Source organism: Staphylococcus sp. NAM3COL9 (genome assembly GCF_001431205.1).
Taxonomy (GTDB): Bacteria; Bacillota; Bacilli; order Staphylococcales; family Staphylococcaceae; genus Staphylococcus.
The window spans coordinates 108,810-126,215 of the sequence record NZ_LGPC01000006.1 but is presented as its reverse complement, the minus strand read 5'-3'; the positions used below and the strand labels follow the sequence as shown (position 1 = coordinate 126,215).

Annotated in this window: 8 protein-coding genes; 6 read left to right on the top strand and 2 right to left on the bottom strand. The window is 32.2% G+C overall.

The window, feature by feature from the left end:
• The first annotated feature begins 156 nt into the window (after positions 1–156).
• From ACA31_RS01700 to ACA31_RS01675, 6 genes are all read left to right on the top strand, one after another.
• Positions 157–10,722, top strand: coding sequence for a non-ribosomal peptide synthetase (locus ACA31_RS01700; RefSeq protein ID WP_057511660.1), 10,566 nt, complete (start codon positions 157–159; stop codon positions 10,720–10,722).
• 75 nt (positions 10,723–10,797) lie between these two features.
• Positions 10,798–11,430 carry a 4'-phosphopantetheinyl transferase family protein gene (locus ACA31_RS01695; protein WP_057511659.1) on the top strand — a complete coding sequence of 211 codons (633 nt, stop codon included), beginning with the start codon at positions 10,798–10,800 and terminating at the stop codon, positions 11,428–11,430.
• 11 nt (positions 11,431–11,441) lie between these two features.
• Entirely contained in the window at positions 11,442–12,137 is a 696-nt protein-coding gene (locus tag ACA31_RS01690; RefSeq protein ID WP_057511658.1) for a thioesterase II family protein, read from the top strand.
• 244 nt (positions 12,138–12,381) lie between these two features.
• Positions 12,382–12,624, top strand: coding sequence for a 30S ribosomal protein S18 (gene rpsR, locus ACA31_RS01685; RefSeq protein WP_002506086.1), 243 nt, complete (start codon positions 12,382–12,384; stop codon positions 12,622–12,624).
• A gap of 318 nt (positions 12,625–12,942) precedes the next feature.
• Positions 12,943–13,131, top strand: a complete 189-nt coding sequence (locus ACA31_RS01680; protein WP_057511657.1) for a hypothetical protein — start codon at positions 12,943–12,945, stop codon at positions 13,129–13,131.
• 200 nt (positions 13,132–13,331) lie between these two features.
• Positions 13,332–14,633: a peptidoglycan recognition protein family protein gene (locus ACA31_RS01675; protein ID WP_057511656.1), complete on the top strand. Its 1,302-nt coding sequence runs from the start codon at positions 13,332–13,334 to the stop codon at positions 14,631–14,633.
• 162 nt (positions 14,634–14,795) lie between these two features.
• On the opposite strand, the gene iolG is transcribed toward ACA31_RS01675, so the two are convergent.
• Complete coding sequence (gene iolG, locus ACA31_RS01670; RefSeq protein WP_057511655.1) at positions 14,796–15,788, bottom strand: inositol 2-dehydrogenase; 993 nt, start codon at positions 15,786–15,788, stop codon at positions 14,796–14,798.
• Positions 15,788–17,389, bottom strand: a complete 1,602-nt coding sequence (locus ACA31_RS01665; RefSeq protein ID WP_057511654.1) for a solute:sodium symporter family transporter — start codon at positions 17,387–17,389, stop codon at positions 15,788–15,790. The genes iolG and ACA31_RS01665 overlap by 1 nt, the downstream gene beginning before the upstream one ends.
• Between the last annotated feature and the right edge of the window lie 17 nt (positions 17,390–17,406).

The window sequence follows — 17,406 nt, the reverse complement described above, 5'->3', positions numbered from 1 at the left end:
TATTAACATTTGGTTAATAATGTTTAAGAAAAACAAATAAGGGAATTTATAAATTTATCTATAGAAATATAAACAAACTCATATGATTGAAAAAAACATTGAATAATATTATTATAAGGTATGTACTGTATATTGATAGGAGGTTTGCAATTATAAATGGAAACAAAATTATTGTCTTATGCACAAAATGAAATATTACAAATCGAACAATATTATGAAAACACTAGTATAAATAATATAGCTGGTGTTATGCATATAAGAAATGGCTTAGAATATGAAGAAATAAATGAAGCTTTTAACAAGCTAGTGAGAGATCATGAAAGTCTTAGATTGCGAATGACTAAAAAAGATGGGGTGCACCAACAATATTTAGCAAACTTTCAATATAGAAATTACGATTATTTAGACTTTTATCAAGATGAGGACTCTTATAAAAAATGGGTTAACGAAAAGGCTAGAACAAACATTTTTGCCTTAAATGAAGATTTATACAAAGCTACAATTGTAAGGCTTCCAGAAGGGCATAACGGTATAGTTTTGTTACAAAATCACCTTATAAGTGACGGTTGGAGTATGACCATTGTTGTCAATTATCTAATTAAGATATTAGCAGGAAAACCTGTTGATGAATCTGATATCAACTCTTACTTAGAAAATATTGCTTCTGAATCAAAATATGAAAATTCAAATAGATTTAATAAAGATAAACAATTTTGGTTAGAAAAACTGAAAAATTTTGAAGATAATACGCTTTTTGAAAAGACAACGTTAGGCAGCGCTGTGGGCAAAAGAAAAAGTATCAGTCTATCCAATATAGACACTAAAAATATCAAAGCATTTTGCGAAGAGAATCAGTTAAGCATAAGTAATCTATTTTCTGCTATTATGCTTATTATTAAGTATAAAAAAACACTTTCTAATATAAATTCAGTCGGTTTGCTCATACATAACAGAAACAGTAAAAAAGAGAAAGCGTCAACAGGGGTTTATTCAAGAGTTCTACCGATGATAGTGGAAATAGATAAAAATCTATCAATTAAGTCATATTTAGATAAAATAAAAATTGAAACATTTAATTTATTAAAACATAGAAAATACCCTTATGATTATATTGTTGAGGATAGTGGAAATAAAAGAGGCTTGCTAGATTGTTTTATCTCATTCCAAAACACTCAGTATAATGCAGAATTTATAGAAGATGGATTTTCAGACGAGTGGTTAGATTCAGGTACTAATAATGCACCATTAAGTGTAAACGTTAGTAATAGAAGTAGTAAAAACGGCTTAGATATTGACTACGATTATCAAATTGATGCATTAGATGAGAAGGATGTATATCAATTGCACGATACTATTCTGAATGTTTTGAACAGTATGATAAGCAATCTAGAACAAAGCATCAGTGATATTGAAATTGTGACAGGTGAAGAAAAAGAAAAAATACTTCATGAATTTAATGATACGCATTTACCATTAAATAATGAGCAAACATTTGTGGAGCGTTTTGAAGAACAAGTGGAAAAAACGCCTAATCAAACGGCAATTACTTATGAAGGTCAAAGTTTAACTTATCAGTCATTAAATGATCGTGCAAATCAATTGGCATATCAATTACGAAATGAGGGTGTAAAACCCGACACGCTTGTTGGGATAATGAGCCAACGTCGTTTAGAGATGCTAATTGCTATATATGGTGTCTTAAAAGCAGGGGGCGCATATGTACCAATGGACCCTGAACATCCAAGTGAACGAATTAATTATATTTTAAGTGATAGTCAACCTCGTGTGTTGTTAACTGATGAAGATATGGATGCTTCTATTGACTATGATCGTACTGTTATTAATATTACTAATAATTCACTGCTATCAACCTTGCCTACAAGTAATTTGAAGCGTGTTACAGACGTTTCTAATTTGATGTACGTCATTTACACATCAGGAACAACAGGTAAGCCAAAAGGGGTCATGGTTCCTTACAAAGGTGTGCTTAACAGACTGAATTGGATGATTGATGAATTTAATATCGATCATCAAGACACAATTTTATTTAAAACACCTTTTACATTTGATGTATCGATATGGGAAATATTTGGCTGGGCAATGATAGGTGGACAAGCAGTCTTACTACCTTCTGGTGAAGAAAGTAACCCAGAAAAAATTACCTCGCTCATTCAACATCATAGAATTTCAATGGTACACTTTGTACCCTCTATGTTAAGCGTATTTATAGACTTTATTAGAACCACATCAAGTGCAAATGCTATTGATTCACTTAATTACGTATTAGCCAGTGGTGAAGCCTTAAAACCTGAGCAAGTTAATCGTTTTAATCAACTAATTGGCAAAGAAAATAGTTCGTTGCTAGTAGATTTATACGGACCAACAGAAACATCAATCGAAGTGATTTATTATCCATGCCATGATCATAAATCATATGAAGAAATACCAATTGGTCGACCAATTGCAAATACTCAAGCTTATATTTTGAATGAAGAGAGCAACCTTATGGGCATCGATGTACCAGGAGAATTATGTATCGGTGGCGTAAGTGTGACAAGAGGTTATTTAAACCGCCCAGAATTAACACAAGAAAAATTCATTGATAACCCGTTTGGAGAAGGCAAGCTGTATCGCACAGGTGACTTAGCAAAATGGGGCGCTGATGGACTTATTGAATATCTAGGCCGTATGGATGAACAAGTGAAAATACGCGGTTACCGTATTGAACTTGGTGAAATCGAAAGTTTATTAGATCAAATTGAAAATATATCAGACGTAGCAGTAGTTACAAAATCAATGGCTGGTAATGAAGACTTGATAATTTGTGCTTACTTAGTTTCAGATAAAACAATTAATTTTGAAGCAGTTAGAGAAATGCTCAGTAAAAAATTACCAGAATATATGATTCCAAGTTATATAACACAAATTGATATGTTACCAGTAACTTCAAACGGCAAATTGAATAAAAAAGAATTACCAGAAATTCAAGTTGAACATAGAGATTATGTGGCTCCAAGAAATGATATAGAAGAAAAAATTGCTGAAATATTTAGCAAAGTTTTAAATGTTGAAGACATCAGTATTTTTGATAACTTCTTTGAAATAGGAGGTCATTCGCTAAAAGCTATTAGTGTTATTAATGAAATAGAGAGTAAAATGGCGACCCGTTTACCATTAAAATCTGTTTTTGAAAACCCAACAGTAGCACAACTTACTAAAATTATAGAAAATCAAGCGAATGATTCAAGTAATCATGAAATTCCAGTTGCTGAAGACAAAGCATATTATTTAGCCTCTTCACCACAAAAACGTTTATATGTATTAAATGAAATGGTAGACGGACAAACAGCTTATAACATGCCGAGTATGTTAGAAATACGAGGAGATGTGGATGTTGAACGTGTGCAAAGTGCATTCCAAGAATTAGTAAACCGTCATGAAGTATTAAGAACACACTTTGATACAGTAAAAGGAGAACCTGTTCAGATTATTGAGGAACAATTAAACATTACTGTAGATTATGAACTGGCGCATACTGAAGATTATGAATCATTACTAAATAAATTCATTAGACCATTCAATTTAGCTCATGCACCTTTATTAAGGGTGAAAATTGTTAAATGTGCTGAACAACGATTCGTACTTTTATTTGATATGCATCACATTATTTCAGATGGACTATCTATTAATTTAATCATTAAAGAATTTACCGCACTTTATAAAGACCGCATTTTAGAGGATTTAAAAATACAGTATAAAGATTATAGCGAGTGGATGAATTCACGTGATTTAAATGTACAAAGAGAATTCTGGCTGTCTCAATTTAAAGACGAAGCGCCAGTTTTAGATTTACCTTATGATTATTCAAGACCAAATCAACAAAGTTTTGTTGGTAGAACAGTAAGCATGAAGATGCCAGATAATATTAGAAATACAATTAATCAATTAGCGCAGGCAACAGGTAGTACAGATTATATGGTTTTATTATCATCATTTATGGTATTACTAAACAAATATAGTCGTCAAGAAGACATTGTCGTGGGTAGCCCGATTTCGGGACGTACGCATAAAGATACTGAAAACTTGCTAGGTATGTTTGTTAATACATTAGCAATGCGTGCGTATCCAGAAAGAAATAAATCCTTTAATCAGTTATTATCTGAAGTGAAAGATACATCATTAAAAGCATACGACAATCAGGAATATCCTTTAGAAGAACTAGTAGATGAAGTAGTTGAAAAACGTGATTTAACACGCAATCCATTATTCGATGTATTATTCACTTTACAAAATAATGAAAAAGGAAGTCTTCAAATTGATGATTGGTCAATTGAACAAAAAGAACCTTCCTATATAAATTCTAAATTTGATTTAAGTATGACTATTGAAGATGATGATGGTTACAAAATTTCTTTAGAATATGGTGAAGAATTATTTAGTCAAGATACAATTGAACGCATGTTAACGCACTTTATCGAGATACTGTCTAATGTTGGTAATAATCCTGAACAAAAAATTAGTGAAATAGAAATGGTAACTCAAAACGAAAAAGATGTTATTTTCAATAAATTTAACAATACGAAAGTTCCGTTCAATAATAATCAAACATTCGTCGAACGTTTTGAAAATCAAGTAGCTAAAACACCTGACCAAATAGCAATTACTTATGAAGGTGAGAGCCTGACTTATGAAGCATTGAATGATAAAGCGAACCAATTAGCAAATTACTTGCGCATAGAGGGGATACAGCCTAATTCACTTGTCGGATTGATGACAAATCGCCATTTAGAAATGATTATAGGCATTTATGGTATTTTAAAAGCGGGCGGCGCTTACGTACCAATCGACCCCAATTATCCAAGTGACCGTATCAACTATATTTTAAAAGATAGTGCACCGACTGTTTTGCTAACTGATCAAGTGCTAGATACAACAATTGAATTTAATCAAACTGTGCTCAATTTAACAGATGACTCAATGGTTTCAACACAACCAACGGATAATTTATTACATGTTACCGACGTATCTGACTTAATGTATGTGATTTATACATCGGGTACAACAGGTAAACCAAAAGGCGTTATGGTGCCCTATAAAGGTGTGATGAATCGCTTGAATTGGATGATTGATCATTATCATATTAGCTCTGAAGATACAATTCTATTCAAAACGCCATTTACATTTGATGTTTCTGTATGGGAAATCTTTGGCTGGGCAATCATTGGTGGACAAACAGTCTTACTACCTTCTGGAGAAGAGAGTAACCCAGAGAAAATCACCGAATTAATCCAACAACATGAAATCTCAATGGTGCACTTTGTGCCATCTATGTTAGGTGTATTTGTCGACTTTATTAAAACAGCGAATAAAGCGAGTGATATTGCATCCGTTAATTATGTATTGGCAAGTGGGGAAGCTTTAAAAGCTGAACAAGTAAACCAATTTAACATATTAATAGGTGATCAAAATAATACTTTGCTAATTGATTTATATGGACCAACAGAAGCTTCAATAGAAGTTATTTATTATCCTTGTCCTGCCGGTCAAACCTATGAAGAAATACCAATTGGTCAACCTATTGCAAATATACAAGCCTATATTATGAATTCAGACAACAATCTCATGGGCATTGGTGTACCAGGTGAACTGTGTATCGGCGGTGTTGGTGTGACAAAAGGATATTTAAATCGTCCTGGTTTAACATCAGAAAAATTCATCGACAATCCATTTGGTGAAGGTAAATTATATCGTACAGGTGACTTAGCGAAGTGGAGTGCTACAGGTGATGTACAATATCTCGGCCGTTTAGATGAACAAGTGAAAATCCGTGGTTATCGTATTGAATTAGGTGAGATTGAAAGCTTATTACGTCAAATCGATATTATATCTGATGTTGCAGTAGTTGCTAAACCAATGGCAGGAGAAGAATTAGCGATTTGTGCTTACTTAGTTTCAGACGAGCAAATTGATTTTTATGATATTAAAACGGAGTTAAGTAAAAAATTACCAGGTTACATGGTTCCATCATACATGACTCAAATCGATATATTACCTGTAACATCAAATGGTAAATTAGATAAAAAGAAATTACCTGAAATTAAAGTTGAAAGCAAGACGCATGTTGAACCAACAAATGATGTAGAAAAAATGCTTGCTAGTATTTTTGAAAATGTTTTAAATATTGAACGCGTAAGTATACATGATAACTTCTTTGAAATAGGGGGTCATTCACTTAAAGCAATCAATATTATAAACAAAATTGAAGGTGAAATAGGTGTACGATTGCCTTTAAAAGTTATCTTTGAAAGCCCGACAGTAGGACAACTTTCAAAAGTTATAGAGGAGCAAGAAAATGGCGTAAGTGGACGAAATATCCCTCAAGCTGAGGTCAAACCATATTATTTAGCTTCCTCACCACAAAAACGATTATATGTTTTAAATGAAATGGGAGAAGGACAAACTGCTTATAATATGCCAAGTATGCTGGAAATAAATGGTGACGTAGATGTGGACCGTGTTCAAAATGTATTCCAAATTTTAGTAGAACGCCACGAAGCGTTAAGAACACATTTTGAAACAATGGATGGCGAACCAGTCCAAGTTATAGATGAATCGGCAAATATATCAGTAGATTATGAAGAACTTTATACTGATGATTACGAAAGTTTGTTAAATGATTTTGTGAAGCCTTTTAATTTAAGTCAATCGCCATTATTAAAAGTAAAAATCGTTAAATTTTCTGAACAACGACATGTCTTATTATTTGATATGCATCATATTATTTCAGACGGCTTCTCTATTAACCTGATTATTAAAGAATTCACGGCTCTATACCATGAAAAAGCTTTGAATGACTTAAAAGTACAGTACAAAGATTATAGTGAATGGATGCACACACGTGATTTAAGTGATCAACGAACATTTTGGCTATCTCAATTTAAAGATGAGGCTCCTGTTTTAGACTTGCCTTATGATTATTCAAGACCTAAACAACAAGGTTTCACAGGTGAAACAGTTACAGCTGAAATGCCAGAAGAAACAAGAAACGCATTACATCAATTAGCACAAACGACAGGTAGTACGGACTATATGATTCTATTATCTTCATTCATGATTTTACTTCATAAATATAGTAGACAAGAAGATGTTGTGGTAGGTAGCCCAATCTCAGGCCGTACCCATGAAGATACTGAAAATATATTAGGTATGTTTGTTAATACGTTGCCAATGCGTGCTTATCCTGAAGCCAATAAATCATTTGAACAATTATTAGTTGAAGTCAGAAACACAGCATTAAAAGCGTATGACAATCAAGAGTACCCATTGGAAGAACTAGTTGAAGAAGTAGTGGAAAGACGAGATTTAACACGCAATCCATTATTTGATGTACTCTTTACCTTACAAAATAATGAACAGCAGAATCTTCAAATTGAGGATTGGGAAATTGAAGCAAAAGAAGCAACGAATAAAAATGCTAAATTTGATTTAAACATGACAATTGAAGATGATGGTGCATACCAAGTATCGATAGAGTATGGTGCGGAGTTGTTCAAACAACAAACTGTTGAGCGCATGTTAAAACACTATATGCAAATATTAACTGAGATTATTCATAATCCAGGACAAAATATTAGTGAGATTGAAATGATTACAGGAGAAGAAAGAACACAAATTCTTGGAGAATTTAACAATACTCACGTACAACTAGATAATAAGCAAACATTTATTGAACGATTTGAACAGCAAGTAGCTAAAACGCCGGATCAAACAGCAATCACTTTTGAAGGTGAAAGTTTAACTTACCAAGCACTAAATTCACGTGTGAATCAATTAGCACATAAATTACGTGCAGAAGGTGTAAAAGCTGATACACTTGTCGGTTTGATGGCTGATCGTAGTTTAGAAATGATGATAGGCATTTACGGTATTTTGAAAGCAGGTGGTGCATATGTACCAATTGACCCAAATAACCCTAGTGACCGTATCAATTATATTTTAGAAGACAGTCAGTTAACTTTATTACTTACGGACCGTAAGTTAAATAGAACAATTAATTATGATAATAAAGTGATTGATTTGGCTCATAAATCTTCCCTTACAGATTTATCAACAGATAACTTAAAACATATTACAGGTCTTTCTAATTTAATGTATATTATTTATACATCGGGTACTACGGGTAATCCTAAAGGTGTTATCGTATCTTACGAAGGTGTAATGAATCGACTTAATTGGATGATTGATAAATATGATTTTAATAAGGAAGAAACAATTTTATTTAAAACGCCATTTACGTTCGACGTTTCAGTTTGGGAAATTTTTGGATTTGCGATGGTTGGTGCGCAAGCAGTTTTACTACCATCCGGAGAAGAAGGCAATCCAGATAAAATTACATCACTGATTCAAAAACATGAAATCACGATGGTGCACTTTGTGCCTTCTATGTTAGGTGTGTTTGTAGATTATATTAAATCAGCTGATAAAATGAGTGATATTGCGTCAGTTAATTATGTACTCGCAAGTGGTGAAGCACTAAAAGCAGAACAAGTGAACCGTTTTAATACATTAATCGGTGGACGAAACGATACATTATTAATTGATTTATATGGGCCTACAGAAGCTTCAATTGAGGTTATATATAATCCATTACCTGCTAGTGAGGTATATGATGTGATTCCAATTGGGCATCCGATAGCTAACGTCCAAATTTATATTTTAAATAATAGCAATAACCTTATGGGCATTGGTGTCCCTGGCGAACTTTGTATTGGTGGTATCGCTGTGACAAAAGGCTATTTAAACCGTCCGGAATTAACACAGCAACAATTTATTGATAACCCATTTGGTGAAGGTAAATTATATCGTTCAGGTGATTTAGCAAAATGGAGAACAGATGGTCAAATTGAATATCTAGGTCGTATTGATGAACAGGTAAAAATTCGTGGTTACCGTATTGAACTTGGTGAAATTTCTAGTCATCTACTTCGAATTGATCATGTTTCAGATGCGGGTGTAATAGTTAAACCAATGGCTGGTGAAGCTTTAGCGATTTGTGCATATTTAGTGTCAGATGAAACACTTTCATTTTCTGAGATTAAAACGGAATTAGCTCGAAAAGTACCAGATTATATGATTCCAGCTTATATGACACAAATTAATCAGCTACCTATAACTTCTAATGGTAAGTTAAATAAACGTGCATTGCCTGAAATTGAAATTGAAAGACAAGCATTTGTCGAACCTAGAAATGATATAGAAGCTAACATTGTTAAAGCAATTGAAGATGTATTAAATACTGATAAAGTAAGTGTTTATGATAATTTCTTTGAAATTGGTGGAGACTCTATCAAAGCAATTAAACTTACGTCGCTATTATCGAAATCATATAATATTTCTATTAAAGATATTTTTGAACTACAAACGACTGAACGTATAAGTGAGTCGCTTGTCGGTAAAGATAATACAAATATTTTAACAAAATTAGCATCACTCAAAGATATTCACGCGGAACATACACATCAATTTAGTAGCGAATTTATTCAAAAAATAAATGGATATAAACAAGACAGCGTTAAGAAATATGATGTTATTGGCTCAAATGCAGAGAAACAAGGTAAAAATGCATTGCTTACAGGTGCTACAGGATTCTTTGGTGTCTATCTATTGAATAATTTATTAGAAGATACAGACTTCGATATATATGTAATGGTTAGAAGTAATAAAGATATTGATGGAGAAACTAAATTACAGCGCAATTGGGTTTATTACTTCGAGTCTCAAATCAATCCTGAATATGCTAATAGAATTCATATCGTTGAAGGAAATATTGAATCTGAGCAACTAGGTATGGAAACTGAAATTTACGAGGAGTTATCTCAAAATATTGATATAGTTGTTAATGCTGCAGCGAATGTAAGTCACTTTGCGACTAAAGATGCTTCTTATGGCGTGAACGTACGCGGTATAGAGCAGTTAATTCAATTTGCTAAGTATAATCAATTTAAAGAGATTCATCATATGTCTACAATTTCTATTGCATCAGGTCAAGTGAAAGACCAAGCACACCTAACATTTTCAGAATATGATATAGATATTGGTCAAAAACTTAATAATGTTTATCTAGACAGTAAAATAGAAGCTGAAAAATTATTGATTTCTAGTAGAGAAGATGGCATTGAAACTAATATATATAGATTAGGTAACTTGCAATGTGATTCTCTTACAGGGATATTCCAAAAAAATGAAGAGAATAATGCCTTCTACAGTATTATTAAATCATTCAAGAACCTAGAAATATTCCCGGATTTAGAAAATGATGATTTAGAATTCACTTCTGTGGATCAAGCAGCCGAAGCATGTAGCAAATTGATTAAAAATAATCAATTAAGTAATGAAATTCATCATATATATAATAATAATCACCTTCCACTCAAACAATTAATGAGTGTATATAACCAAAACAATTATAATATTAAAGATGTGCAATGGAATGAGTTTGTGGATTATTTAATGGAATGTATTCAAGACGACGTAATGAGTGATGAAATCAATGACTTCTTACTTCACACGGGTATATTAGATAATAATATTTTCAATAAATCACACTTTGAAGTATTAGATTTTAAAACTAACTTTATACTCGAAAAATTAAACTTCAAATGGCAACCTATAGAAAATGTGACATTATCTAAAATGATTAGTCATCCAAAAAATAATTTTTAATACAACATTGAAGCAGTAAATAATTATTTACTGCTTCAATGGTTTTAATTTAACAAACGATGTGGAAGTGTAACTGTGAAAATTACTGTGTATGTATTAAACACGAGTGCTTTCATTTATCAAAAAGACAAAAGAAATACTAGATATTCTGAATTATTTAAGTATTATTGCATACGTGAACACACGGGGTGTTATTTTGATGATATACAATTCAGCAAAGAAGAATATGGCAAGCCTGTGTTACAGATGCCAAGTGGTATTCATCTTAATATTTCACATACTGATGGGTTTTCGGTGTGTGTTGTCAGTGATAAAAATGTTGGCATTGATATAGAAAAAATTGAAGCTATTGATTTAGACATTGCTAAAAAATATTTTGCTTTAACAGAATATCAATATATTATGAACGCACAAAATTCGGATGTTCAGTTCAATCGTTTTTTTGAAGTGTGGACAATGAAAGAATGCTATTTGAAATTACTTGGTATTGGTATGTATAAAGAATTAGATTCTTTTTCAATTACGCCAGGGCGAGAAAGTTATAATATCGTTGAAACAGAAAAAAATATGAGTCAAAGCTTTTCATTTTTCCATAATCTCGTTTTTGAAAAATACGCATTATCAGTTATCTTGGAAACAACTAACCAAAATTTGGTTGTAGAGCTATTAGATATTACAAAAAGATTTAATACAGAATTTATACTTTAAGGGGTGAGTATATGACTGACACAACGCTGTTTTGTATCCCGTTTGCAGGGGGAAATAAAACATTATATTATCCAATGAGAAATAATTTACCAAGTCACATTCAATTTAAACCATTAGAATTGCCTGGCCGTGGCGAAAGATTTGTTGAACCTGCTTTAGATAGTATTGATGATATGGTTGATGATTTAGTAAATCAAATTATTAAAGAAAAACCTGGAGAATTTATATTATTAGGTTATAGTTTAGGTACAATTTTAGCCTATGAACTTTATTACAAACTTGATCAGTTAGGCTATCGACCTAAACATATGATTCTTTGTGCTAGTGCAGCTATAGGCTGTTTAGATAGAAATAACGGTATAGAATACATGGATGATAAAGCATTTAAACAGTTTGTTAAAGATAAAGGTGGTACACCAGACGAGATTTTAAACCATGAAGAGCTCTGGGAACTTGTTAAGCCAGCTTTAAAAAATGACTTTTTAGCTATAGACTACTATTGTAATAAACCAAAAGAAAGACAAGTAGAAATAAATTTATCTGTTTTTGTAGGCAAACAAGATTCAATTTGCGACAATAATTTATATAAATGGTCAGAACTAACAAAGGGTGATGTAGATTATCGCTTTTTTGAAGGAGATCATTTCTTTATTAACAATCATTATAAAGATTTAAGTGAAGAAGTTAAATTAGTTCTAAATGATTAAAAAATAAGAGGGAATTAAATTTATTTCAAGTAAATGATGTTTATTTATCTGAACGTGTTGACAAATGGTGAATAATTTTATAACATTAGTAGTACACATACACACACACAAAGATTTAGTACAATGTTTCACACGCATTTTAAATCTTTTAATAATAGAAAATAATAGCACAGTAGTCATTATAAATGATTGATAAACATTCAAAATTGACGGTAAAAAAACAACTTAAAAGGAGGCAGTTTTCATGGCAGGTGGACCAAGAAGAGGCGGACGTCGTCGTAAAAAAGTTTGTTATTTCACAGCAAACGGAATTACACACATCGACTATAAAGACACAGATTTATTAAAACGTTTTATCTCAGAACGCGGTAAAATTTTACCACGTCGTGTAACAGGTACTTCAGCTAAATATCAACGTATGCTGACATTAGCTATTAAACGTTCTCGTCATATGGCATTATTACCATATGTTAAAGAAGAACAATAATAGATATTGTATCTGAAAACCCCGTAAGCTTATGCTTACGGGGTTATTTTTGTGATATTAATTAAATAGCATTATTTTCTATATTTAATATGAGGGGATTTTATTATTATGTAAGCTAGATGAACTATTGATATTTGTTTTTAGTCGTCAAAAAAGGGTAATTGAATAAAAAGAATATAAATTAATCTTTGTTTTTTGTAACTGTGAAATATAAAACGTAATATATCGAATGGGGAAGGCTTTGTACATGAAAAGCCTAAATAATAGAAAAAGATGTAAAGCAACAAACTTAATTATTTAAAGTTTGGAGTGATGATAATGGAAGTATTAGCGTTGTTATTTCATTTATTGTGCTTAGTAATTGTATTAATCACAGGATTTTTCGCATTAAAAGAATTTAGAAAGCCTATGAATGAACGTAACCAAAAGCGAATTGATTCACTTTTAATATTGGTACTCATAGTTGCATTGGTTGCTATTTTATCTAGTGTGATTGTGGACATTTGAATATGAGCTACTGTCTTTTGAGGCAGTAGCTTTTTTGAGCAAATTTTAAATAAGATTATGTGTATATAAAAATATTTAAAATAAAACTATTTTTTGTAAATAATCTTGTAATATTATAAGATGAGACAATAAGGCGTTGTACAAGAAATAGATGTTTATATAGTATCGCGCTTTGAAAATTTAAAATAGGAGATGGTGTTATGAAGTATAGGGTTAGCTTGTCATTTATGTTAGCAACAAGTTTATTGTTAAGTAGCACAGTTGTAGCCGCACAAGAAGATAATTCTAATAAGCGTGCAGAAGAAACTAAAAATGAAAATACAAGTAAGGCAATAGATTTTGAAAAAGCGCAAAAAATGAGTCCACAGGCTTTGAAAAATCAGTTAACGCCAGGGGATTTGAAACTACATGATAAAGTTGCAGAACATAATTCAGTAGAAATGAGCACATTTGCAAATAGAGCGTACCAAGACGTTAATACATACCTAGACAATAACAACATACAACCTGCAGAAATAGTACAAGATGCTCGTATGAATAATTTACCAAAATATAATTATAAATCAGGGAAATTTATCGGTGTTGTTATTCACGAAACTGCAAACCCTAACAGTACAATCGATGGTGAAGTAAATTACATGTATAATAACTACAATAATGCCTTTGTTCACGCATACGCAAGTAGTGACAAAATTATACAAACATCGCCAAGCGACTATTTAGCATGGGGTGCCGGAGCAAATGCCAACCCATATTTTTATCAAATAGAATTAACAAGATCTAACACATTTGATGGTTTTGCTAAATCTGTGAACAACCAAGCTTATTTAACTGCTAAAATGTTAAAACAAAACGGCTTACAACCTTCCCTTGCAGATAACAATCAAGGAACTGGGACAATTATTAGTCATAATGCAGTTAGCCAGTACTGGGGTGGGACAGACCATACTGACCCTGTAGCTTATTTTAACCAATGGGGCTATAACATGAATCAGTTTTATAGTTTAGTTCAGAAACACTATAAAGAATTAGGTGGCGAAGATGACGATGCCATTACAGGTTCTACTTATAAGGTAGTTAAAGGCGATACATTGTACAGTATATCTAAGAGAAGTGGCGTAACAATTGATAATATTAAAAAATGGAATGACTTAAACGATAATACATTATCCATCGGTCAAACATTGAAATTGACTGACCCCGATAGTAACGATGACAGTATATCAGGTGATACGCATAAAGTAGTTGAAGGTGATACTTTATATAACATTTCTAAAAGAAGCAAAGTGAGTGTTGAAGATCTCAAAAAATGGAATAATCTTGAGACGAATAATATCAGTAAAGGACAAACACTCTACTTAGTTAAAACATATACCGTTGAAAAAGGTGATACCTTGTATAGTATCGCTAAGAAACAAGATACAACAGTAAATAAAATAAAATCTGATAATAATCTAGATTCAAATAGTATTAAAACAGGACAAATTTTAAAAATAAAATAGGCTTGTAATATTCAGTTAGTTTTAATTTTAAAAAAGCTGTTAGGTATCTTTGCGATATCTAACAGCTTTTTTATATTTTTAAATTTACTTGACCAGGGTGCGGAATCTGCCTTTAGTCTTCAATTCATGTTGAAGGCGATGCCTCTTCAAAGGCTCTAAACTTTATAATGCTTTTGTTTGTTGCTCATCTAATGACTCTTTGCATTTTATTGCGATTTTTTGTGCATTATAGCCATCTTCAATGGTACATGACACTTCTTTATCGTTAACAATTGCATCTAAAAATTGATCCATTTCAATTTTATATGCTTCAGAATATCTCTCTAAGAAGAAATAGGGTGGATTTTCAGTCGAGATACCTGTTGCTTTATGAAATGTTAAAGTAGATGACTGTGCATTATCAACTGTAATTAGGCCGTTTTCTCCAAGTACTTCAATTCTTTGATCATATCCATAAACGCTTCTTCTACAGTTTTCGATTACAGCTAGTGCACCGCTTTCAAATTTAAGTGTAATAATTGCAGTATCAATGTCATCATATTGACTAATTTCAGGATTAACTAACGCGCCACCTACAGCAAACACTTCTGTTATTTCAGATTGCATTAAATAGCGTGCCATATCGAAATCGTGAATAGACATATCCATAAATAAGCCACCTGATCTCTTAATATAGTCAATTGGTGGGGGCTCCGGGTCTCTTGAAGTAATTCTTAAGGTTTGTATTTCACCTAAATCACCATTTGTAATGCTTTGTTGTAGTTGTTTGAAGTTACTATCAAAACGTCTATTAAAGCCCATTTGCAATTTAACATTAGACTTCTTAACAGCGTCTAATGCTTCTTCAGATTCTTTTATAGATAAACTAATGGGTTTCTCACAAAATATATGTTTTCCTGCGGCGCATGCCGATTTAATAATATCCACATGAGTATCAGTTGGAGAACAAATTATAATAGCTTCTACTTCTGAATCATTGATTATATCCATATGGTTTTTTGTTTTGTTTTCGATACTACATTCTTTAATCCAAGCATCCATTTTGTCGCAATTTAAATCCGAAATCCATTTAATTCGTACATCTTTATTGTTTTTTAAATAATTAACGTGCAACTGTCCTATACGACCTGCACCTATTACGCCTATAGTTAACATTATAAAAGACCTCCTGCTATTCCGATTGGTGAAAAGAATAAGTATGACAAAATTACAACTAATACAATGATTCCTCCTAAAATATATCTGTATTTCCATGGTGTAATATCGACTTTCGCGTAATTGACATTAAAATCAAATTCATTTGAAGGTTTGTATTTGTTGAATATGCTAATTATGATTAAGTCGATAAAGAATAAGATGCTCAGTACATATAAGTAGTGGAGATCTGTTAGCAACAGTTTTGATAGCGCATACATAATGATGTGTAAAATAAACATCACTTTAGCACCAAGAGAAGATGTTCTTTTTACAAAGAAACCAACAAGGACCAGTATTAATAAAGGCATGTTGTAAACTCCGTTAAATTCTTGAACCACTGCGTATAATCCTTGAGGGAAAAGTGAAATCATTGGAGCGATTATTACTACAATAATGCCGACAAGTATTGTTACTAATCTTCCTACTCGAGAAACTTGTTTATTACTAGCATTCTTATTTATTACTGACTTATAAAAATCTAGTGAGAAGAGTGTTGCTGTACTATTTAATGACCCTATAAAAGAACTTAAAATTGCACCGAATATAACAGCGCCGAATAAGCCGTAACCCCACTGTGGCAATAATTCACTTACTAACATTGGATACGCGTTGTCAGGATTTTTAATTTTACTACCAAGTAAGTTGAACGCTAAGACACCTGGGAATACTAAGAATAAACCACTGAAAATTTTAAATACGCCAACGTACAGTGTACCTTTTTGTGCTTCTTTTAGATTCTTTCCTGCAAGTGCTTTTTGGACAATCATTTGGTTAGTACACCAAAAGAATAAATTATTGAAAAACATACCAAAAAATAAAGTAGGCCATGGTACTATATCGGAATCTATAGCTCCAAGAGAATTTAGTTTTTCTGGAGTTTCTTGAATGATTTTATCAAATCCTTGTAAGAAGTGGCCATTACCAAGGAGTACTAATCCTAATACTGGGATAGCTAAACCTGCTATGGCTAACCCAATACCATATATAGAATCACTATGTGCGCTTAAAGATAAGCCACCAATAAATAGGTAAAGTATACCAACGCTACCTATTACAGTAGATATCAGTACAATAGCGCTCATATTACTAATGTTTAATAAGCCGCTGATGTCAAAGATTTTATTGAATACTAATGCGCCTGAATATAAAACAACAGGTAAAAACGATACTACGTATGTAAAAATAAAGAGTAAGGATACGAGGCGTTTTGTAAAAGTATCAAAGCGCATTTCTATAAAATCTGATATAGTATCTACCCCATATCTAAAATACCTGGGTAAAAAAACTAAGGCTAAAAGTACAATTGCAATTGCTGCTGTAACTTCCCATGCCATGACTTCCATTCCTGCAACATAACTTTGTCCGTTTTGCCCAACAATTTGTTCGGTTGAGAGGTTGGTCATTATGATTGTTGAAGCAATTGTGAATCCAGTTAAACTCCGTCCCCCCATAAAGTAGCCGTCTGCGTTTTTAGTATTAATTTTACGGCTTCGTAAATATGCATATAATCCCACGGCGATTACCACAAGGATAAATGTAATTATTGAAAACATGTTCATAAGCACTACCCCTTTGA

Bases quoted from the DNA above. Each gene is read 5' to 3' on its own strand.
- ACA31_RS01690 (WP_057511658.1), top strand. From the start codon at position 11,442: ATGACTGACACAACGCTGTTTTGTATCCCGTTTGCAGGGGGAAATAAA.
- ACA31_RS01675 (WP_057511656.1), top strand. From the start codon at position 13,332: ATGAAGTATAGGGTTAGCTTGTCATTTATGTTAGCAACAAGTTTATTG.
- rpsR (WP_002506086.1), top strand. From the start codon at position 12,382: ATGGCAGGTGGACCAAGAAGAGGCGGACGTCGTCGTAAAAAAGTTTGT.
- ACA31_RS01665 (WP_057511654.1), bottom strand. From the start codon at position 17,389: ATGAACATGTTTTCAATAATTACATTTATCCTTGTGGTAATCGCCGTG.
- iolG (WP_057511655.1), bottom strand. From the start codon at position 15,788: ATGTTAACTATAGGCGTAATAGGTGCAGGTCGTATAGGACAGTTGCAC.
- ACA31_RS01680 (WP_057511657.1), top strand. From the start codon at position 12,943: ATGGAAGTATTAGCGTTGTTATTTCATTTATTGTGCTTAGTAATTGTA.
- ACA31_RS01700 (WP_057511660.1), top strand. From the start codon at position 157: ATGGAAACAAAATTATTGTCTTATGCACAAAATGAAATATTACAAATC.